The 20,315-nt window shown below is 62.3% G+C and carries 17 protein-coding genes and 4 tRNA genes; 14 read left to right on the top strand and 7 right to left on the bottom strand.

What is annotated here, in order from left to right; translation table 11 throughout:
* Nucleotides 1-57: 57 nt before the first annotated feature.
* On the bottom strand, nt 58-2,145 hold the full coding sequence (gene uvrB / locus H4V96_RS15020) for an excinuclease ABC subunit UvrB (RefSeq protein WP_010399849.1): 2,088 nt from the start codon (nt 2,143-2,145) through the stop codon (nt 58-60).
* A gap of 111 nt (nt 2,146-2,256) precedes the next feature.
* Between uvrB and H4V96_RS15015 the strand changes: the two genes are divergently transcribed.
* The 7 genes from H4V96_RS15015 to H4V96_RS14985 all read left to right on the top strand — a co-directional run bounded on the left by H4V96_RS15015 (nt 2,257) and on the right by H4V96_RS14985 (nt 6,608).
* Complete coding sequence (locus tag H4V96_RS15015; RefSeq protein WP_196855865.1) at nt 2,257-3,471, top strand: amino acid aminotransferase; 1,215 nt, start codon at nt 2,257-2,259, stop codon at nt 3,469-3,471.
* 130 nt (nt 3,472-3,601) lie between these two features.
* Nucleotides 3,602-3,677 (top strand) — tRNA-Asn (locus tag H4V96_RS15010).
* A gap of 134 nt (nt 3,678-3,811) precedes the next feature.
* Nucleotides 3,812-3,887 (top strand) — tRNA-Asn (locus H4V96_RS15005).
* 123 nt (nt 3,888-4,010) lie between these two features.
* Nucleotides 4,011-4,337, top strand: a complete 327-nt coding sequence (locus H4V96_RS15000) for a Dabb family protein (RefSeq protein WP_010399846.1) — start codon at nt 4,011-4,013, stop codon at nt 4,335-4,337.
* Between the two features lie 103 nt (nt 4,338-4,440).
* Nucleotides 4,441-4,516 (top strand) — tRNA-Asn (locus H4V96_RS14995).
* A gap of 316 nt (nt 4,517-4,832) precedes the next feature.
* A complete protein-coding gene (locus H4V96_RS14990; RefSeq protein ID WP_010399844.1) occupies nt 4,833-5,234 on the top strand; it encodes a GtrA family protein in 402 nt (133 codons plus the stop codon).
* A gap of 75 nt (nt 5,235-5,309) precedes the next feature.
* On the top strand, nt 5,310-6,608 hold the full coding sequence (locus H4V96_RS14985; protein WP_070346505.1) for an NCS2 family permease: 1,299 nt from the start codon (nt 5,310-5,312) through the stop codon (nt 6,606-6,608).
* A gap of 85 nt (nt 6,609-6,693) precedes the next feature.
* Here H4V96_RS14985 and H4V96_RS14980 read toward each other — a convergent pair whose 3' ends face one another.
* Entirely contained in the window at nt 6,694-7,401 is a 708-nt protein-coding gene (locus H4V96_RS14980; protein ID WP_043462374.1) for a GntR family transcriptional regulator, read from the bottom strand.
* 408 nt (nt 7,402-7,809) lie between these two features.
* Between H4V96_RS14980 and H4V96_RS14975 the strand changes: the two genes are divergently transcribed.
* Nucleotides 7,810-7,885, top strand: a tRNA-Asn gene (locus tag H4V96_RS14975).
* Between the two features lie 104 nt (nt 7,886-7,989).
* Here H4V96_RS14975 and H4V96_RS14970 read toward each other — a convergent pair.
* Nucleotides 7,990-8,373, bottom strand: coding sequence for a hypothetical protein (locus H4V96_RS14970; protein ID WP_280721029.1), 384 nt, complete (start codon nt 8,371-8,373; stop codon nt 7,990-7,992).
* Nucleotides 8,374-8,711: 338 nt separating this feature from the next.
* On the opposite strand from H4V96_RS14970, the gene H4V96_RS14965 reads away from it, so the two are divergent.
* Both H4V96_RS14965 and H4V96_RS14960 read left to right on the top strand, forming a co-directional pair.
* Entirely contained in the window at nt 8,712-9,503 is a 792-nt protein-coding gene (locus tag H4V96_RS14965; protein WP_196855863.1) for an alpha/beta hydrolase, read from the top strand.
* Between the two features lie 51 nt (nt 9,504-9,554).
* Nucleotides 9,555-9,773, top strand: a complete 219-nt coding sequence (locus tag H4V96_RS14960) for a hypothetical protein (RefSeq protein ID WP_280721028.1) — start codon at nt 9,555-9,557, stop codon at nt 9,771-9,773.
* Here H4V96_RS14960 and H4V96_RS14955 read toward each other — a convergent pair.
* Nucleotides 9,770-10,480 carry a hypothetical protein gene (locus tag H4V96_RS14955; protein WP_196855861.1) on the bottom strand — a complete coding sequence of 237 codons (711 nt, stop codon included), beginning with the start codon at nt 10,478-10,480 and terminating at the stop codon, nt 9,770-9,772. The two genes, H4V96_RS14960 and H4V96_RS14955, sit on opposite strands and share 4 nt — an antisense overlap.
* A 136-nt stretch (nt 10,481-10,616) precedes the next feature.
* Here H4V96_RS14955 and H4V96_RS14950 point away from each other — a divergent pair, with 136 nt between their 5' ends.
* The 4 genes from H4V96_RS14950 (at nt 10,617) to H4V96_RS14935 (ending at nt 17,281) form a co-directional block, all read left to right on the top strand.
* Nucleotides 10,617-11,456 carry a M15 family metallopeptidase gene (locus H4V96_RS14950; RefSeq protein WP_010399833.1) on the top strand — a complete coding sequence of 280 codons (840 nt, stop codon included), beginning with the start codon at nt 10,617-10,619 and terminating at the stop codon, nt 11,454-11,456.
* A gap of 216 nt (nt 11,457-11,672) precedes the next feature.
* The gene (gene tssM / locus H4V96_RS14945) at nt 11,673-15,506 is read left to right on the top strand and encodes a type VI secretion system membrane subunit TssM (RefSeq protein ID WP_196855860.1); all 3,834 of its coding nucleotides are present in this window, start codon (nt 11,673-11,675) and stop codon (nt 15,504-15,506) included.
* A complete protein-coding gene (gene tagF, locus H4V96_RS14940) occupies nt 15,503-16,483 on the top strand; it encodes a type VI secretion system-associated protein TagF (RefSeq protein ID WP_010399830.1) in 981 nt (326 codons plus the stop codon). The genes tssM and tagF overlap by 4 nt, the downstream gene beginning before the upstream one ends.
* A gap of 9 nt (nt 16,484-16,492) precedes the next feature.
* On the top strand, nt 16,493-17,281 hold the full coding sequence (locus tag H4V96_RS14935) for an OmpA family protein (protein ID WP_196855859.1): 789 nt from the start codon (nt 16,493-16,495) through the stop codon (nt 17,279-17,281).
* Between the two features lie 14 nt (nt 17,282-17,295).
* Here H4V96_RS14935 and icmH read toward each other — a convergent pair whose 3' ends face one another.
* From icmH to tssJ, 3 genes are read right to left on the bottom strand one after another with little or no spacing between them, the layout of a single operon-like run.
* On the bottom strand, nt 17,296-18,075 hold the full coding sequence (gene icmH, locus H4V96_RS14930) for a type IVB secretion system protein IcmH/DotU (RefSeq protein WP_196855858.1): 780 nt from the start codon (nt 18,073-18,075) through the stop codon (nt 17,296-17,298).
* Nucleotides 18,072-19,442, bottom strand: a complete 1,371-nt coding sequence (tssK, locus tag H4V96_RS14925) for a type VI secretion system baseplate subunit TssK (RefSeq protein ID WP_196855857.1) — start codon at nt 19,440-19,442, stop codon at nt 18,072-18,074. Before tssK ends, icmH begins: the two co-directional genes overlap by 4 nt.
* A 47-nt stretch (nt 19,443-19,489) precedes the next feature.
* Nucleotides 19,490-20,098, bottom strand: coding sequence for a type VI secretion system lipoprotein TssJ (gene tssJ, locus H4V96_RS14920; RefSeq protein WP_196855856.1), 609 nt, complete (start codon nt 20,096-20,098; stop codon nt 19,490-19,492).
* Between the last annotated feature and the right edge of the window lie 217 nt (nt 20,099-20,315).

Below are 20,315 nucleotides of genomic sequence, written 5' to 3'. Positions count from 1 at the left end.
GATCTGCAGGTGTCGGATGCGACGCGCAGCGCCGTTATCCGACACCATTGCTGGCGCTTACTTGCCCAGTATCGACGCCACGTTGTCGGTACCCGGCGCGCCGAACAGTTGCTGCTTGAGGATGTGCAGCTGGTCGCGCACTTGCGCCGCTTTTTCGAACTCCAGGTTCTTGGCGTGGTCGAGCATGAGTTTTTCCAGGCGCTTGATTTCCTTGCTCACCTGTTTCTCGCTCATGGCTTCGAACTTCGCCGCTTCCTGTGCCACTTGCAGGGTTTCGCGCGCTTCCTGCGGGCTGTAGACGCCGTCGATCATTTCGCGGATCGATTTTTTGACGCCGATCGGGATGATGTTGTTCGCCGTGTTGAAGGCGATCTGCTTGGCGCGGCGGCGTTCCGTCTCGTCGATGGCGCGGCGCATGGAGTCGGTGATGCGGTCGCCGTACAAAATGGCCGTACCGTTCAGGTTACGCGCGGCGCGCCCGATGGTCTGGATCAGGCTGCGCTCGGAGCGCAAGAAGCCTTCCTTGTCGGCGTCGAGGATGGCGACCAGCGACACTTCCGGCAAGTCCAGGCCTTCGCGCAGCAGGTTGATCCCCACCAGCACGTCGAAGGTGCCCAGGCGCAGGTCGCGTAGGATTTCCACGCGCTCCACCGTTTCGATATCGCTGTGCAGGTAGCGCACCTTGATGCCATGGTCGCTCAGGTATTCCGTCAATTGCTCCGACATGCGCTTGGTCAGGGTGGTGACCAGCACGCGTTCGTCCTTCTTGATGCGCTCGACGATTTCCGACATCAGGTCGTCCACCTGGCTGCTGGCCGGACGCACGATGATCTGCGGGTCGACCAGGCCCGTGGGGCGCACCACTTGTTCGACTACCTGGTCCGAATGGTTCTTTTCGTAGTCGCCCGGGGTCGCCGAGACGAACACCGTCTGGCGCATCTTTTGCTCGAACTCCTCGAATTTCAAGGGCCGGTTATCGAGCGCCGACGGCAGGCGGAAGCCATAGTCGACCAGGTTGGTCTTGCGCGAGCGGTCGCCGTTGTACATGGCGCTCAGCTGGCCCGTCAGTACGTGCGACTCGTCGAGGAACATCAGGGCGTCGGCTGGCAGATAGTCGACCAGGGTCGGTGGCGGTTCGCCCGGCAGCGCGCCGGACAGGTGGCGCGAATAGTTTTCGATGCCCTTGGTGAAGCCGATTTCGGCCATCATTTCCAGGTCGAAGCGCGTGCGCTGTTCCAGCCGTTGCTCTTCGATCAGCTTGTTTTCCTTGCGGAAGAACTCCAGGCGTTCGCGCAGCTCGTCCTTGATGGTTTCCACGGCGCGCAACACGGTAGAGCGCGGCGTCACATAGTGCGAACCCGGGTACACGGTAAAGCGCGGGATTTTTTGCCGCACGCGGCCCGTCAAGGGGTCGAACAGCTGGATCGATTCGATTTCGTCGCCGAACATTTCCAGGCGCACCGCCAGTTCCGCATGCTCGGCGGGGAAAATGTCGATGGTATCGCCGCGCACGCGGAAGGTGCCGCGGCCGAAATCGACCTCGTTGCGTGTGTACTGCATCTGAATCAGGCGCGCGATGACGTCGCGCTGGCTGACTTTGTCTTTTACGCGCAACGTCAGAATCATCTGGTGGTATTCGTTGGGGTTGCCGATACCGTAGATGGCCGAGACGGTGGCGACGATGATGACGTCGCGCCGTTCCATCAGCGATTTGGTGCACGATAAACGCATTTGCTCGATATGCTCGTTGATCGAGGAGTCCTTCTCGATGAACAGGTCGCGCTGTGGCACGTACGCTTCGGGCTGGTAGTAATCGTAGTAGCTGACGAAGTATTCGACCGCATTTTGCGGGAAAAAGTCGCGAAACTCACTGTACAGCTGCGCCGCCAGCGTCTTGTTGGGCGCGAAGACGATGGCCGGCCTGCCCATGCGCGCGATGACGTTGGCCATGGTGTAAGTCTTGCCCGAACCGGTCACGCCCAGCAGCGTCTGGAAGGCCAGGCCATCGGCGATTCCCTCGGACAATTGGGTGATCGCCGCCGGCTGATCGCCGGCCGGGGAGAAGGGCTGGTGCAGCTTGAAGGGGGATTCCGGGAAAGAGATAATTGCGCTTTCCGCCTCGCTGGCGGTAGATAATTCGGGCATGTGAATCAGACCTTTGTTAGAATAGTGCTCTGCTGGCGGCCCTGGCGTTGTATTTGGGGCGCTGTCTACAACTCCGCTGTGAACCTGCTTCCAATCGAATCCAATCTTATCATGACGAACCCAACTGTTTCTGCCAGTCTGTTTAGCGCCATCGAGATGGCCCCACGCGACCCGATCCTGGGCATCACCGAAGCATTTAACGCGGACCAGAATCGCGCCAAAATCAATCTGGGCGTCGGCGTGTATTATGACGACAACGGTAAAGTGCCTCTGTTAGCTTGCGTACGCAAGGCAGAAGCCATCCTGATCGAACAGGCTTCGCCACGCACCTACCTGCCGATCGAAGGCCTGGCTGCCTACGACAAGGCGGTGCAGGAGCTTGTATTTGGTGCCGATAGCGCCGTTATTCAAGAGCGCCGCGCCATTACCGTGCAAGCCATCGGCGGCACTGGCGCACTGAAGATCGGTGCCGACTTCCTGCAGCGCTTCGCGCCGGGTGCCCAGGTCTACATCAGCGACCCAAGCTGGGAAAATCACCGCGCCCTGTTCGAGAGCGCCGGTTTCGTCGTGAATAACTACACATACTATGATGCAGCGACCCATGGCGTCAATTTCGACGGCATGCTGGCCAGCCTGAACGCCATGCCAGCCGGCTCCATCGTCTTGCTGCACGCCTGCTGCCATAACCCGACCGGCGCCGACCTGAGCGTCGCCCAGTGGGAGCAGATCATCAGCGTGGTCACCTCGCGCGCCCTGGTGCCGTTCCTGGACATGGCTTACCAGGGCTTTGCCAGCGGCATCGCCGAAGATGGTGCCGTGGTGCGCCGCTTCGCCGACGCGGGCGGCCCGCTGCTGGTGTCGAACTCGTTCTCGAAATCGTTCTCGCTGTACGGCGAGCGCGTCGGCGCGCTGAGCGTCGTCGCTGCCAGTGCCGAGGAAGCAGCCCGTCTGCTGTCGCAATTGAAGCGCGTCGTGCGCACCAACTACTCGAACCCGCCTACGCATGGCGGCAAGGTCGTTGCCACCGTCCTGGCCACGCCAGAACTGCGCCAACTTTGGGAAGAGGAACTGGCCGGCATGCGCGTGCGCATCCGTGAAATGCGCAACGCCTTCGTGGAAAAGCTGAAGGTCAAGGCGCCAGCGCACGACTTCGAATTCGTGCGCGAGCAAATCGGCATGTTCTCATACTCGGGCCTGAGCAAAGAGCAAGTGGCGTCCTTGCGCGCGCAATCGATCTACGCCGTCGACACGGGCCGCATCTGCGTGGCAGCATTGAATTCGCGCAATATCGACATCGTCATTGACGCAATCGCCAAAGTGCTTTAAGATCTTGCTTCTTCGGCGATGCATGTAATGTTGCGCTGATGGCAGTAGAAAGTCGGTGACAGCCGTATTGCTTGAGGTGTAGTATCAATCTTGCCAATACGGGAAAATCGATATATAATATTGCCTCTTTTCCCTGATAGCTCAGTTGGTAGAGCGACGGACTGTTAATCCGCAGGTCCCTGGTTCGAGTCCAGGTCGGGGAGCCAGAATTCGGAAGGCCACGTTGAAAAACGTGGCCTTTTTTGTTTTCCGCCGCAAGGACGAGTCCGCTGGAAAACGAAGAATTTCCCTATGGGAATCTGGACAGGTGCATACTTGCCCTATATAATATGGCCTCTTTTCCCTGATAGCTCAGTTGGTAGAGCGACGGACTGTTAATCCGCAGGTCCCTGGTTCGAGTCCAGGTCGGGGAGCCAGAATTCGGAAGGCCATGTTGAAAAACATGGCCTTTTTTGTTGTGCAGCGCAGACAGCAGCGCTTGCCTGTGCATGATCGCGTTTTGCGCTATCCTGAATGCATCATCTCAGGAGCTCCCAATCATGACTTGTACTTCCGCCTTGCGCCACATCGTTCTGTGCGACTTCCTCGACGCGATTACTCCCGCCAAGCATGCCGAACTCGTTGATGCGTTTTCGCAGCTCCAGCACAGCATTCCCGGCGTGCGGCAATTTGAATGGGGGGCGAATGTCAGCCCGGAAGGCCTCGATGATGGCTTTACCGATTGCTTTACCCTGACCTTTGATGACGCCGGCGCGCGCGACGTGTATTTGTCCCATGCTGCCCATCTCGCCTTTGTTCAGCAGCTCAAGCCATGGCTGGGGCGGGTGCTGGTCGTTGACTACTATCCACAAGCGCATCCGGGCTGATTACGGCTGAGCGCCGCCGGATACCTTGAGACAGGGAAAATACACATTTTTCACGCGGTAATCTGGACATCGCAAAATTTACCCTATAAAATGCGGCCTCTTTTCCCTGATAGCTCAGTTGGTAGAGCGACGGACTGTTAATCCGCAGGTCCCTGGTTCGAGTCCAGGTCGGGGAGCCAGAACATGTAGTAGAAAAAAGCCCAGCCTTTACCGGTTGGGCTTTTTGCGTTTCAGGTCCTGCGTGTAGCGTTCATATCGCCCGCTGGATGTGCCATAGGGACCGCCAGGCACCCAGCAATAAGCTCGAAGGGCAATGCGTAGGTCAGCGGCAGGCGCAGCGCTTGAGGGGCAAAGCGGGGAATCCGCGGCGGAGAATATGAACGTTGGGCGCAACTTGCAGTAAAATGCAGGCTGAAAAATGGTTACGAGCAATCGTAGCCATTTTTTATTCTGCCCCGAGCCTGTTTATTCTTTCGTCTCATTTGAAAATTGACCATGTCCCATTCCCTGTATCAGCAATTTTTGCGTTTCGCCGCCGTCGGCGCTTCCGGTACGGCCGTGCAATACAGCGTGCTGTGGGGCGGCGTGGAATGGGCTGGCATCAGCGCCGCCGCCGCTTCTGGCATCGGCTACATCATGGGTTCTGTCGTCAACTACCTGCTCAATTACTTCTTCACGTTTAAAAGCGAGAAGGGGCATGGCGAGGCGGCCAGCAAGTATTTCACCTTGCTGGGCATAGGCTGGTGCATCAATACTGGCCTGATGTGGTTGCTGGTGCACCAGTTGGGCTGGTATTACTGGCTGGCGCAGGTGCTGGCGACGGGAATCGGGCTGGTCTGGAATTTTGCGGGTAGCCGCTGGTGGGCCTTCAAGCCGGCCAGCGCGCCGAGCAAGTAATGAGCTGTTGCAAGAAAAAAAGATGCGCATAGTCCAAGACCAGGCGCGCGGTTTTACCAAAACAAGGGGTTAATTATGCAGTTCCTGGAACGCTATTTCAAATTGAAGGACAACGGGACCAATGTGCGCACTGAGCTGTTGGCCGGCCTGACCACATTCCTGACGATGGCTTACATCATCTTCGTCAACCCATCCATTCTTGGCGACGCGGGCATGCCGAAAGACGCCGTCTTCGTTGCGACCTGTCTGGCGGCCGCCATCGGCACCCTGATCATGGGCCTGTACGCGAACTATCCGATCGCGCTGGCGCCGGGCATGGGCTTGAATGCATATTTCTCGTACACGGTGGTCAAGGGCATGGGCATGAGCTGGGAAGTGGCGCTGGGTGCCGTCTTCATTTCCGGCTGCCTGTTCATCCTGGTCAGCCTGTTCAAGGTGCGCGAGTTGATCATCAACAGCATCCCGCCCGCGCTGCGCACGGCCATTACTGTCGGTATCGGCCTGTTCCTGGCGATCATTTCCTTGAAAAGCGCGGGCGTGGTAGTGTCCAACCCGGCCACCATCATCGCCCTCGGTGACTTGCACCAGGCGGCGCCCATCCTGGCCATCCTCGGTTTCTTCATCATCGTCGCGCTGGACCGGCTGAAAGTGCCGGGCGCCATCTTGATCGGCATCCTCGCCATTACCATCGCCAGCTTTTTCGTTGGCGGCAATCAGTTCAACGGCATTGTCTCGGTGCCGCCCGCCATCGAGCCGACCCTGTTCAAGCTCGACATCATGGGCGCGCTGTCGATCGGCATCGTCAACGTGGTGCTGGTATTTTTCCTGGTCGAATTGTTCGATGCGACAGGCACCCTGATGGGTGTGGCCAACCGCGCCGGCTTGCTGAAAGACGGCAAGATGGAGCGCATGAACAAGGCCTTGCTGGCTGACAGCACGGCGATTGCTGCCGGCGCCTGCCTGGGCACGTCCAGTACCACGGCCTTCGTGGAAAGCGCGGCCGGCGTGCAAGCGGGTGGCCGCACGGGCTTGACCGCCGTGGCCGTCGCGCTGCTGTTCCTGGGCAGCCTGTTCTTTGCGCCGTTGGCGCACACGGTCCCGCCTTATGCGACGGCGCCAGCGCTGTTGTACGTGGCCTGCTTGATGCTGCGCGAACTGACCTATATCGACTGGGACGACAGCACGGAAAGCATCCCGGCCGCCATCACCGCGCTGATGATGCCATTCACGTATTCGGTCGCCAGCGGCGTCGCGTTCGGCTTCATCACCTACGCCGTATTGAAACTGTTGACGGGCAAGGGCAAGCAAGTGTCGGTCGTCGCCTACATCATTGCCGCCATTTTCCTGTTCAAGTTTATTTATCTGAGCGAATAATCCGCTTGCTGGCAAGCAGTTGCCGCCGCATCAGACAGGTCGCCTTCGCATCCGCAGGGGCGGCCTTTTTTGATGCTGGCGTTGTTCACATCAGCAGCGCCGCCACCAGGTTTTTTTTGTCGTCACTGGCGCTGCCGTCGAAGCGCAAGGCCGCTTCCACATGCGTCAAGTGCTCGACCATCAGGCGCGCCGCCAGGTCCGCGTCGCCGCTGCGCGCGGCCTCGAGAAAGCGGCCGTGTTCGTCGTACGAGCAGGCGGCAGCGTGGCCGCATTGGTACAACATGGTGATTAGCGAACTGCGGCCCACCAGTTCGCGCACGATGTCGCGCAGCACGGCGTTGCCGGCGATGTCGGCCAGCAAGACGTGGAAGTCACCCAGCAGTTGCGAGCGCATCGGCGTCGCCTTCGCCAGCGCAAGGCGCTCCGCTTTCAGGTGCCGTTCCAGCAGCCGGTAGTCGGCAGGCTTGGCCCGGGCGACGAATTCGCGCGCCAGGGCCGCCTCGACGATGCGCCGCGCAGCAAAGATGTCGCGTGCTTCCGCTTCGCTTGGTTGGCTGACGAAGGCGCCCTTGTCGGGCACCATGCGTATCAGTTTGTCTTTCGACAGGATCAGCAGGGCGGCGCGGATCTTGGTGCGGCTGACGCCATACAGTCGACACAGCGCCTCTTCGCGCAGTCGCGTGCCAGGCGGTAATTGGCGCGCCACGATGGCTGCCGCCATATGCTCGGCAATTGTCGCCGAACTGTCGCCGCTGCTGTGCTTGTCAACCAGGGGTGCGCTTGATTCTGTCATGTCGGGCGAGAGCAGTAAACCACGGGCAAGGTGAACCTTGCAAGCGCATGTCCGCTCGGCGACGTGATTGACGCCCCGTTGCCGACATGCCGTTGAGCGCCTTGCATATAGGCAAGGCATGCCTATTCTACTATCTTGCGTGGCGCTGCGCAGACGGACGCGGCCGCTACCTGTGGGCTCGCCCTGTCTGGCGTCAGCGCCTCGTCCTGCCGATGCGCGTCTGCCATCAGCTGCGTCATTACCTAGTTGCGCAGCAAGTCCTTGCTCGTCATCTTGATCAATATCCTATCCTCCGCTTGGATACATGCCAGCGGACATCTGTACTTGGCGCAGAGGGAACATCGCTACTTTGCGCTGACAGCGAGCACTGGACATGAGAAATATTGACGTATATAATTCGGCCTCAATTCCCTGATAGCTCAGTTGGTAGAGCGACGGACTGTTAATCCGCAGGTCCCTGGTTCGAGTCCAGGTCGGGGAGCCAGAACAAGCAGCAAGCAGAAAAAGGGCCACGTAGCAACACGTGGCCCTTTTTTCTATGCGCGTGCTTTCCCGCTGGTGGCCGGCGCACGCTGGGTGCTGCGTGGATCAGGGATCGACAAACACGTCGAAACGCACTTTGAGCGGGCTGCCCCAGGCGATATCGACCCAGGCACGGAAGCCGCCGTTGTACGGGGCGATGTTGTACACGGCCATGCGCGCCGCGCCAATGAAGCGATCCTGGGCATTCGCGCCATATTCGCTGATGTTAATTAATACGCGCGAATTGGCTTTCACGTTGGCATTGGCGAAGTTGATCGAAGGATGCACGCCATTGGCGCTCCACGTGTAATAGGTGGTGAAGGCCGCTGAGCTTAGGTTTAAGTTCTGTGCGGCAGCGCCTTTGGCGCTTTTTCCTTCCTGTTCCATCGGCAAATCGGTGGTTTCCGGGGCCAGGTTGCTACCGGTGCGATGTTCTACTTTCATTTCCATGATGTACTCCTGATCGATAGTTTGGACGCCGCGCCTGACGTCGCGCGGCAAGACGCCCGATCTGTTGTCGTGACGGCCAGTGTCACGTCCAGGCTGATAGGGTAAACGCCTGCTCCATGCTGTTGGAGTAAGTCATTCTAGGTAAACGCGCGGTCAAAAAGCGCGCAAGGCCAGCGGAAAAACGGCGCACGCTTGTGCTGGCGCAAACCCTTTGCAGGCACGCCACAAGATCGTTTCCAGTCGGCTATTTTTATGCGCATGCCACGCATGTTGCGCAGGACAATGGCACAATAGGCCCAGCCGACCTGTCGATGCAAAATCCGTTGCGAGCCTAGCCCATGCCGATATTGAACCTGAGTGCCGAAACTGATATCTATTATGAATTGATCGAAGGCGACCCCGCCAAGCCCTGCCTGGTATTCCTGCACGAGGGGCTAGGCTGTTGTGCGATGTGGAAAGATTTCCCCGCGCAGTTGTGCCAGGCGACGGGCTGCCGTGGCTTGCTGTATGACCGCTGCGGCTACGGGCAGTCGTCGCCGCTGGCGGCGCGCCGCCAGATTCATTATTTGCACGACTACGCGCTGTGCGAGCTGCCGCAGGTCCTCGCTGCACTGCTGCCGGGGCAGGACCATTTTCTCATCGGCCACTCCGATGGCGGCAGCATCGCCCTCATTTATGCGGCGCAGCAGCCGCAGCGCTTGCGCGGCATTATTACCGAGGCGGCGCACGTGTTTGTCGAGGGCATCACGCTCGATGGCATCCGCGTGGCGGACGCGGCGTTCAGCGAGGGCAAGCTGCGCGCGCTGGCGGCATACCATGGCGACAAGACGAAGACCATCTTCAAGGCCTGGTCGGATACCTGGCTCAGCTATGGGTTTCAGTTCTGGAACATCGAATACCTGCTGCCTTCCGTCGAATGCCCGGCGCTAGTGGTGCAGGGCAGCGAGGATCAGTACGCTAGCGCGGCCCAGGTCGACACGATCGTGGCGCAGGCGCTCAACGCCGTGCCCGCCATGGTCGAGCAATGTGGCCATACGCCGCACCAGGAGCAGCCGCAGGCCTTGCTGGCGCTGATGGAAGGCTTTTTACAAGGCCGCATGGATGCTGCCGCTCACCCGAGCATCCTGTGACAGCCTCGATCACCTGCTGTTGCATAGCCGTGACTAGCCCGTCTGCATCGAATGCCATGCGTGCGTGCCGGGCATGCAACTGTCAGCGTTGGGCGCCTGCCGCCACGCCTTGAAGTTTGGCGCGCGCAAGTCAGTCTGCAGCAGGCCGGTAAGCCATTGCTGCCCAAGGCGGCCTTGCCGACGTCGGGCGCGCTCTTGTGCGCCATCACCGTCGTGCTGCCCGGTGTGTGCATCGCCCGCCTGAGCTCGCATAGGGCGCGCCAGCCTTAATGGCAGGCGGGGTCGCTGTCCCAGCGGCCTGAACAGATGCGCGAACGGCACAGCATGCCTTCGATCAGGCCCAACTGCTTGCAGCGCTGCAACAGTTCCATCGTTTCCTGTTCCTGTTCCTGTTCCCGTTCCTGTGCCTGCCCCTGCTTGCGCAGCACCACGTCGCGCGTGGGCGTCACCGTGGCTTCTTGCCGGTGCGCATGGGCGACCATCGCGGCCAGCAGGGCGACATCGCTGTCGCCGGGCGCGGCGGCAGGCCTTGCCCCCGGCGCGCGCGCGGCCTTGCGTGGCGCACTTGCGCTCGTGCTTGCTGCGGTGGCGGCGAGTGCAGGCAAGGGCGGGCCCGCCGTATTGACGATGGTCGCTGCGTGCGCCGCTGATGCAGGGACAACTGCTGCCGCTGGCGGCGGCAGTGCGGGCGCTGCCATGCTCATAGCCGTGGCGGGCGTGGGCGGCAGGGGCAGAGACGTGCTGCGCGTGTCATCAGCGAGCATGGCCGTGATCAGCAGCACCAGACACAGCGCCCCAGCGCTCCAGTGCCGCCAGCCAGGTCGCCAGCGCAGCGCTGGCATGGACAAGGGCCCGCTGACGCCGTGTTCGAGCTGCGACAAGATGCCCTTGCCTTCGAGGTGCACGCCAGTCGTGCCGGCCTTGCTGCGCAAGTCAGGCACGCGCGCCTGGCCATCACCGGTTTTTAGTAAAGACAAAATATCACCTCCGCAGTGTATCAAACGCGACTGACCTTGATGTATACCGCGCTCGTGCTGGCGACGCACGCCTACGATTTAGCGATACCGCCGAGCACGCTGCCCGGCCCCGACTATCCTTGTCACGGAGCGCCCCATGTTCGTCGCCCTGATCCTGATGTATTTCCTGCTTGCCTGTTTTGCTTGCTGGCTGCTGCTGTTTCCTGGCGGCCGCGCCATCGTGTTGCACACGCTCGTCAACCTGGGCTGGCGCATGCAACGGCGCGCGCAGCACCTGAAGGGCGGCAGCAGTGCGCAATGGCAGCGTATGCAGCGGTACGCGGGCTCGGGCATGGCGCGCGCCTGGCAGCTGCTGTTGCAGCATCGTTGGCTGAGCCTGGCAGGCAGCGCGCTGGTCATCGTGCCGCCCTTGCTGGCGTGGTTGTCCAGCGACCGCATCGCCCTGCGCGGCTATGCCGACCGGCAGCACGTCATCAATGACCAGGTCAGCGACTTGCTCAAAGGCGAGCAGCTGGTGCCGCCTTTGAGCCTGCCACCGCTGCTGTTTTCCACGGCGGAAGTGACGCAGCTGCGCCCGCTGCTGGGCGGCGCCAGCCGCAACTGGCAATTGCTCGACCACGATTATGCGCAGCGCCTGCTGTTGGTCTTCAAGATCATGAAGGAAGTGCATGGCTATGACATGGTCTTGCTGGAAGGCTACCGCAGCCCGGCGCGCCAGGAGCAACTGGCGGCGGCCGGCCCGAACGTGACCAACGCCAGGGCGTTTCAAAGTTATCACCAGTATGGCTTGGCTGCCGATTGCGCATTCATGCATGAAGGAAAGCTCATCATTTCTGAAAAAAATGCCTGGGCCATGCGCGGCTACCGTCTCTATGGCGTGACGGCCGAATCGGTGGGTCTGCGCTGGGGCGGGCGCTGGACCATGATGGATTTTGGCCACACGGAATTGCCGCAACCGCGCGTGCTGGGCAAGTAAGCCGCGCCAGCCATTCTAGCGCCGCGCTGCGCCATCATTTCCACAGCTGCAAGCTTGCTTGCGCAGCGTCAATGGTACGCCTACGCCTGTCATGCGCTGGCGCCTGGTACTTGTCTTGTGTCAACAAAGGCGCGCCGTGTTGCTGTCAGGATAGGCCGAATCCGTCTTGTTACACGGCGGCGTCAATCTGCTTTGCGACCTCATCCTGGACTCATCATGCTGCGACGAATCTGCCATTTCCTCACCGACAGCCGCAATCTGACCATCGTTGGCTTCGTGGCGCTGGCCGTGTCGTTGTACCTGGGGGCCGAGCTGCTGGAAGTGGCGCTGATCTGGGCGCTGGCCTTGCTGCTGCTGGCCTTATTCACTTGGCTGGGCGTATGGCTGTGGCGCCGCCGCCGCGCGCGCCGCCATGCCCAGGCGCTGGGGCAAGCCATCCTCAACGAGGCCGAGATCGCCACCGCACAGGCCGCTTCGGCTTCGACGGCCAACAGCAGCGAGCAAGGTGAACTCGACGCCCTACGCAAGGGCATGCTGGCTGCCATCGAGACCATCAAGACATCCAAGCTGGGTCTCAAATCGGGCGCCGCCGCCCTCTACGAATTACCCTGGTACATGATCATCGGCAACCCGGCCGCCGGCAAAAGCAGCGCCATCTTGCGCTCGGGCCTGCAGTTCCCTTTCGCTGACGGCAAGATTGTGCAAGGCGTGGGCGGCACGCGCAACTGCGACTGGTTTTTCACCACGGACGGCATCGTGCTCGATACGGCAGGACGCTACTGCGTCGTTGACGAGCATCGCGGCGAGTGGTTCGGCTTTCTCGACCTGTTGAAAAAATACCGGCGCAAGGCACCCATCAACGGCATCCTCATCGCCGTCAGTATCGACGAATTGAAAGGCGACCCCGATGTCGGCATGCAACTGGCGCGCAGCCTGCGCAAGCGGGTGCAGGATGTCATCGAACGCCTGGAAGTGTTTGCGCCCCTGTACATCGTGTTTAGCAAGGCCGACCTGATCGCCGGCTTTACAGAGTTTTTTGCCGATGCCGAACGCAGCGAGCGCGAGCGCGTATGGGGCGCCACCATGGCTTACCAGCGCAAGCTGTCCACGGCCGACTTGCTGACGTTTTTCGACCAGAGTTTCGATGAATTGCACGATGGCTTGACGGAGCTGAGCCTGGCCAATATGGCGCACCGGCAACGCCAGACGATGGCACCCGGGGTATTTACGTTTCCGCTGGAGTTTGCCGCCATCAAGCCGGCTTTGCGTGCCTTCATTGCCACCCTGTTCGAGGAAAACCCATTCCAGTTCCAGCCCGTGTTCCGCGGCTTTTATTTCACCAGCGCGCTGCAGGAGGGCGTACCCGTGAGTGCCTCTTCGCAGCAGGTGGCGCGCCGCTTCGACCTCAGCTTCGCGCCGGACCCGGCCCCGGCCTTAGTGGCAGCAGGCGCGCACCAGTATGGCTATTTCCTGCTCGATTTGTTCCGCAAGGTGATTTTTGCCGACCAGCACTTGGTGGCCAACTATGCCAACCGCGCCAAGCTGCGCTTCAAATATGCGCTGTTCTTCGCCGCCACGGTGTCGCTGGGCGCCTGCCTGGGCGGCTGGAGCTGGTCCTATCTGGGCAACCGGCAACTGGTGGCCAATGTCGAGGCCGACCTGAACAAGGTGGTGCGGCTGCAGGAACGGCGCCTGGACTTGCAGTCGCGCCTGGAAGCGCTGGAAATCTTGCAGGACCGCATCGAGCAGCTGGAAGCGTACCGCACGCAACGGCCGTGGTCATTGCGCCTGGGCCTGTACCAGGGGGAGTTGCTTGAGCGCAAGCTGCGCGAGGAATATTTCGCCGGCGCGCGCCATGTCATGCTGGCCCCCGTGGCGGGCGCGCTGGAAGCCTTGCTGTTCGAGATGAACGCCAGCGCCGAGCAACTGCAGCCCACGGTGCGTACGCCGCAGACGCCAGGCGCGGCATCACCTGCCGCGCCACGCAGCGTGCAGTACCAGGCGGCCAGCGCGACGAATGTGGAAGATGCCTACAATGCGCTGAAAACCTATCTGATGCTGGCCGATAAGACGCATGCCGAGAGTAGCCACCTGAATGACCAGCTGACGCGCTTTTGGCGCGGCTGGCTGGAAGGCAATCGGGGCGCCATGCCGCGCGAGCAGATGATACGCAGCGCCGAGCGGCTGCTGACGTTCTACCTGGCGCAGATCGGCGACCCGTCCTGGCCCCGCATCGAGCAAAAGCTGGCGCTGGTCGATCAGGCACGCGAAAACCTGCGCCGCGTGGTGCGCGGCATGCCGGCGCGCGAGCGCGTGTATGCCGACATTCGCGCGCGCGCTTCGACGCGCTTTCCCGGCATGACGGTGGCGCGCATCGTCGGTGAACAGGATCAAACGCTGCTGGCGGGCAGTTACGCCGTCTCCGGCGCCTTTACGCGCCAGGCATGGGAAAAGTTCGTCGAGGCCGCGTTTCGCGACGCCGCCAACCGCGAGCTGCAAAGCGCCGACTGGGTGCTGAAAAGCGCCTCCACCGACGACCTGACTCTGGAAGGCAGCCCGGAGCAGATCGAGAAAAACCTGGTCGCCATGTACAAGGCCGACTACGCGCGCGAGTGGCAAAAATTCGTGCAAGGTGTCGCCGTCGCCGACCTGAAAGGTTTTGACGGTGCCGTGCAAGCCATGAACCGCCTGGGCGACCCGCAAGCGTCGCCGATTGCCAAGCTGCTCACGACTATTTACGACGAAACCTCGTGGGACAACCCGGCGCTGCAACATACGCAATTGCGCAAGGCTGAAAGGGGCATGATCGCCTGGTTCAAGGAAACCGTGTTGCGCCGCGCGCCATCGCAGATGACGGCCAATCCAGGCCTCAATGCGCAGCTCGATCCGGCCCGACTGGATAAGCCCATGGGCCCCGTGGGACGCGAATTCGCCGGCGTGGGCAAGCTGGTGGCGGCCAGGGACAACAATGCGACGCTGATGCGCGCGTATCTGGAGGCGCTGTCGAAACTGCGCAGCCGTTTGAACTTGCTGAAGAACCAGGGCGATGCAGGACCGGGCGCGCGCCAGTTCATGCAGCAAACGCTCGAGGGTAGCGGTTCCGAACTGGCCGACGCCCTGAAACTGGTCGACGAGCAGCTGCTCACGGGGATGAGCGACGCGCAAAAGCAGGCCATCCGTCCCATCCTCGTGCGCCCGCTGATACAGACCTTTGCCGTCATCGTTGCGCCGGCCGAACTCGATATCAACAAGACCTGGGCGGCGCAGGTGTATGAACCGTTCCAGAAATCGCTGGCCAACAAATATCCGTTTGCGCCAGCGGCGCGCATCGAGGCGAGCAACCTTGAAATTGGCCAGTTCTTTGGCCCGGAAGGCTTGGTGGCAAAGTTCGTCACCACCGCCATGGGCCCCCTGGTGGTGCGGCGCGGCGACGTGCTGGCGCCGCGCACCTGGGCCGACATGGGTATCAGCCTGTCGCCGCAGGTGGTGGCGCGTTTTCCCGGCTGGATTGCGCCGCTGGGCGCGGGCGGCGTGGCGTCCGCCTCGACGGCCGCGCAAACCGTATTCCAGATCCAGCCGTCGCCCGCACCGGGGACTCTGGAGTATACGCTGGAGATCGACGGCCAGCAGCTGCGCTACCGCAATACGCCGGCGCAGTGGACGAACATGGTGCATCCAGGCCCGCAAGGCGCGGCCGGCATGCAGGGCGCGCGCATCACCGCCGTCACCTTCGACGGTCGCACGCTGGAACTATTCAACGAGCCCGGGCAGTTCGGCTTGAAGCGCATGATCGATGCGGCGAGCAAAAAGCGCAAGGAAGGCGGCGTGTTCGAACTGCGCTGGGTGCGCGGCGAGGTAGCGGTGGCGGTCGACTTGAAAATCACCAGCAGCGCCGAGACGACGGGCGCGGGTGGAACTGCGGCGGTGCAGGAGCAGGGCTTGCGCGGCATGCAGCTGCCCGAGACCATCGTCGGCCCGCCGGGCGCGCCTGTCGTGGCTAGTGCAGCGGTGCCGGTCATCGCGGCTGCAGCGTCCGGGGTGGCGCCATGATGCACACGGCACAGCAGGTGCGCCTCGGCTACTTTGGCAAGATTCCCGCACGCGGCGACTTCATCAAGGCTTGCGACAATCACGCGCTGGTGCAGTTGCTCGACGACTGGCTGGCGCAGGTCATGCATGCCTTGACGGTGGAGCCGCGCTGGAAGCTCAATTACGACGTCTTGCCGCCGCTGCGCTTCGCCTTCGTCGGCACGCGCAGCCGGCGCGCCATCGCCGGGCGCCTGGAAGCGAGTAATGACCAGTCGCAGCGGCGCTTTCCATTCATGGCCATGGGCGCGCTGGAAGTGGATGATGCCGAGGCCTTTGTCGCCTGCAGCCCGCTGGTGCTGGCACCGCTGTGGCAGCGGGTGGAGCAGCTCTCGCAAGGCATCGTGGCCAGCGTCGAGCCAGGGCCTGCGCTGCTGGCGCTGGCCGGCAACGTGGTCGAAGTCGAGCCGGCCGCGCCGTGCCACGCGGCGCGGCTGGCCGCCTTTTTGCAAGCGCAGACGGTACATGACCTGCAAGCGATGCTGGCCTCGCCCGCCTTCCCGGTGACGGTGCGCGAATTGCTGCTGGGCCTGGGCCTGCTGCTGCAGCCGGTGCGCCAGAGCGGCTTGCCGCGCCTGGAGAAAAGCCTGGTGCTGCCACTGCCGCACGAGGCGCAGCTGCGCGACCTGGTGGCCAGCTTCTGGCTGCACATGGTCGCGCCGTTCCTGCGCCAGGCCGATTTCGAACTGGCGCTGTTTTTCTCGTACATCGATGAAGCGCCCGTGCTGGTGATCGGCTTTTGCGGCGCCGACCCGCACGGCTTGCGCGCGCTGATCGATCCGCAGGCCGGCAGTGAGCGTCTGATCGTGCTCGACCAGCTCGACTGGGTTGAGCAGCAGCTGGGAGACGCTGCGGCCTTGCGCCAGTTTTCCGCCTGCCTGCAGCAGGAGCAGCTGTCGCTGCACTCGGCCTGCGCCATGTTTGCCGCTACCTTTGCCTGAAGGATTGTCATGAAGCCACGCGTTTTCTTGCTACTGTTGCTGGCCGCTGCCGTTCCCTGGCGCACCTTGGCGCAGGCGCATGCACCCCAGACACCGATGCCGGGGCAAATCCTCGTCACCGGCACGTTGGCTGACGAGGCGGGCAAGGCGGCCGTGCTGGCCCGCCTGCGCGAACTGTATGGCGCCGAGCGCGTGGTCGACCAGATCGCCATCGGCAACGTTGCCGTGCCCGCCAACTGGAACGCCTACGTGCAGAAGCTGATCGCGCCGAACCTGAAGCTCATTTCGCGCGGGCAGATCAGCATCGCCGGCAACAATGTCAGCGTGCGCGGCGAGGTGGCGAACGAGGCGCAGCGCCAGCAGATCGCCAGCGATATCGCCACCAGTCTCAATCCCACCTATATCGTCAACAATGGCTTGCGCGTCAGGCCGGCCGAGGCCGAGCAGGGCTTGCTCGACGCCACGCTCGACAAGCGCATCGTCGAATTCGATAGCGGCAAGGCCTCTATTACGCCGGCCGGCCTGGTCATCCTCGACCAGATGGCGGCCGTCATGCTCAAGCTGCGGGGCCGCAAGGTGGAGGTGATCGGCCACACGGACGACATTGGCCTGCGCGCCAGCAACGTGGCCCTCAGCGAGGCGCGCGCCGAGGCCGTGCGCGCCTATCTGGCCAGCAAGGGCGTCGTGGCCGATACGGTGCTGGTCTCTGGCCAGGGACCAGACCGTCCCGTCGCCAGCAACGCCACGGCCGCTGGCCGGGCCAGAAACCGGCGCATCGAGTTCAGGATCGCGCAATGATCAGCGCATAATAATCAAGGCAGTGTGATGGTCAGGTGCGCTGGGCTTGGCGCCAGCTTGACCAGGTCTGCATACGCGGCCAGGGTGGTTTGCGTGCCGCGCGTCAAATGCGTTTTCAAACCCAGGTAGGCGCAGATGGCCAGCAGGGCGAAAAAGCTCGACAGTGCCCATAGCGGCATGTCGCTGCCGCGTTTATTGACCACCTGATCGGGGCGTTCCGCGCGCGGTGCGAAGCCACGGCTCTTGCCCTTGATGTGGGCAATTTCGTCACCCAGGCGCGCCGTCAGGTAGCTGAGTTTTTCGCCGCCGTCGATTGCATACTTGCCCTGGAATCCCAGCAACAGGCACATGTGGAACACTTGCAGCGCCTGCACCCGCATGGCGCCCTTGCCGCGCAAGGCGTCGAGGCGGTCGAAGAAGTGTTCGCCGGCCAGCTGGTCGCCAAAGATCAGCAATTGCAGCGGGCGCCGCTCCCATTGCTTGCGCAGGGCGAAAGGTGAGGCCAGGATGATTTCGTCGACCGCCGCGCAGAATGCATACTTGGCCGCCTCGATATCGTCGCCATCGGCGCGGATCTTTTTTGCTTCGTGCGCGAAGTCGTCGAGGAAGGCCGTGATGCGCTCCATGAAGTTCTGCTCGTCGCCGGGGGCCGAACCGTGTTTGAGCATGAACAGCATGTAAAAGCCTTCGTGCATCAGGTCCAGCAGGGCGCTGCCTGCATGCCGGCCGGCCGGTGCGCAGCCGCGTGGTCCCAGCAGGGAGGGCGCCGCGCGCCGTTCGATGAGCTGGCTCATGCCGTCACCGCGATCAATTCCAGCTGCAGGTCGCGTATGCCGGCCGGCACGTAGACGCAAATTGACTGCGCCTTGAGCATGTGCTGGTACAGCGCGCCGCGGTTTTCAATCGCAAAATAATAGGTGTCGGGGCGCACGGGGATAGCGGCCGGCACTTGCGGCGCATGCGACAGTTTCAGGCCGGGCATGGCCTTCAGTACGCATTTTTCCACGTCGTCGGGCGCGCCCACCTTGACGCGCAGCGGCACCACGTCCACCAGTTCGATGGCGGGCATGGCGGCGCGTATGGCCAGGTACAAGGTGGTGTGCTGGTCGATTTTGCCCGAATCGAGCTTGCCCAGGTAATACGAGGGCTGGTCCTCGATCAGGGCGATGGAAAAATATTTCGACGAGATGACGGTGTCGAGCAGTTCACGGATGATGGTGTCGATGGCGTCGAAGCAGGCGCCCGGCTGCGCGTGATCGTAGGCGGGCAGGCTGGCCAGGGTGTAGTGTTTGGAGTAGCTGAGCAGGCCACCGGCCAGGCCCAGCAGCGCCTCATACAGGCGCTCTGGATGCAAGGCCGGATGGCGTACATAGTGCATCAGCGCGGCCGCTGCCGTGCTGACTGTATGCAGCAGCCAGAACGAGGACACGTCGCCCGAGCGAAATTCGATCACGTTGCGGCTCGGTTCGCGATGATGGCCGTGCAGCGCGCTGACCTTTGCCTGCAGAGCGTCGAGCAGATGTTCCAGCACGTACTGAAGCTGCGGCGCGCCGGCGATCGCCAGGCTGGGTGCCATGAACCCTGGCACCGGCTCGAAGCCGCCCGACACCGTGCGCCGCAGGGCGATCAGCGGCAGGCAGTCGTAGCAGCCGCGTGCCTCGCTATCGGGAATCAGGCGCACGGTTTTCTTCAGGTACGCCACGTCGGCGACGGCGGACTGCGTAAATAGGTCCGGCGTGGCATGCATGGCATGCGCAAAGCGCGTGGCTGCAGGTGTACCTGCTGCCGATGTCTGCGCCGTGTAATTCATGCCCTCGCGGTTGAGAATCGGCAGGGCCGCGTAGTACGTCACTTCCTGCACCGCTGGCGGCAGCGACTCCAGGTCTATCGGCGCGGGCAGGGGATCGCTGCCGGGGACGCCGTCGCCCAGCGCCTCGAACACTTCGCCGTCGCGGAAGATCGCCGACAGCGCTTGCAGGCGCAAGGTGCCCGTCTTCAGTGCCGCCAGGTCCCACTGCATCTGCGCCACGCCCCACAGATAGGGGTGCAGCGCACGGGCCGTGTGATGCAGGCGTGCTTCGTGATATTCATCCTGGCGCTGGAAATGCTGCGGCCGCAGGAACAGGCCTTCGCCCCACAAGACTTTCGCTGCCATGCCCATCTCGCTTCTCCTTGAATGTGTGGTGCGCCGCTGCTGCCGCCACTGCGCTACTGGCAGCGCACGGCCGCCAGCGGCGCCATGCCGCTGTCCATGCCGGCCATGCCAGTGACGCTCAGCGCACACGCGTGCAAGCCGACGGTGATGCCCCCGCGTTCCGCGTCGGCGGCGGCAAAGGTGGCGCGCCAGCGCTGTGCCGCAGGCGCGCGGAACAGGGCCACCACGCCAATGAAATACGCTTCCTTGCTGACTTTTTCCTGCACTTCATAGCGCTGGCCCGGCACCAGCAGCACTTCCTTCACCTCCATCAAGTCGGTGCCCAGCGCGGCCTTTTCGCGCTGCGCGTCGAGGAAGCTGTCGTATGGCGTCTGCTCGAAGGCGGCGCTCTGGCGCAGCTTGTAGATGCGCGCCACCAGTGCCAGCGGCCGGCCCGCAGCGTCGGTGTTGAGGCGCTGCGCCGCGTGCAGGCGGATGCTGACATTGCGCGGTGGTTTTTGCGCGTCCGGCAGTTCGGGTGGCGGCTTGGCCACCCCGGCCATTTGCAGCGTCGCGTTGGCCAGCGTGCCGATGGCGCTGCCTGCGCAACCGGCCTGCAGCAAGGCCAGCAGCAGTAGTGGGGTGGTGCGCGCCAGGCGGCGGAGCGGGGCGTCAGGTGGCATGGGTTTGCTTTGCAAAAAATGAATGGTGGAAATACGCGTGCTGCAGCCATTTAAACGCATGCACCGGCGGCCTGCTTGCGTTGCCGCAAAGTCCGTCTGCGATCAAGATAATTACTGTGCCAGATCAGGATTCATGGCGCGGTTCGCCGCTGTAGCGCGGAACTTCTTCTTTGCTGATTAATCTCAATCTGGCAAAAAAATTGGCGATCAATAATGG

The sequence above is a fragment of the Janthinobacterium sp. CG_23.4 genome (assembly GCF_029892305.1).
Lineage (GTDB): Bacteria > Pseudomonadota > Gammaproteobacteria > Burkholderiales > Burkholderiaceae_D > Janthinobacterium > Janthinobacterium lividum_D.
The sequence above is the reverse complement of the archived record's forward strand: the minus strand, read 5'-3'. Positions and strand labels throughout refer to the sequence as shown.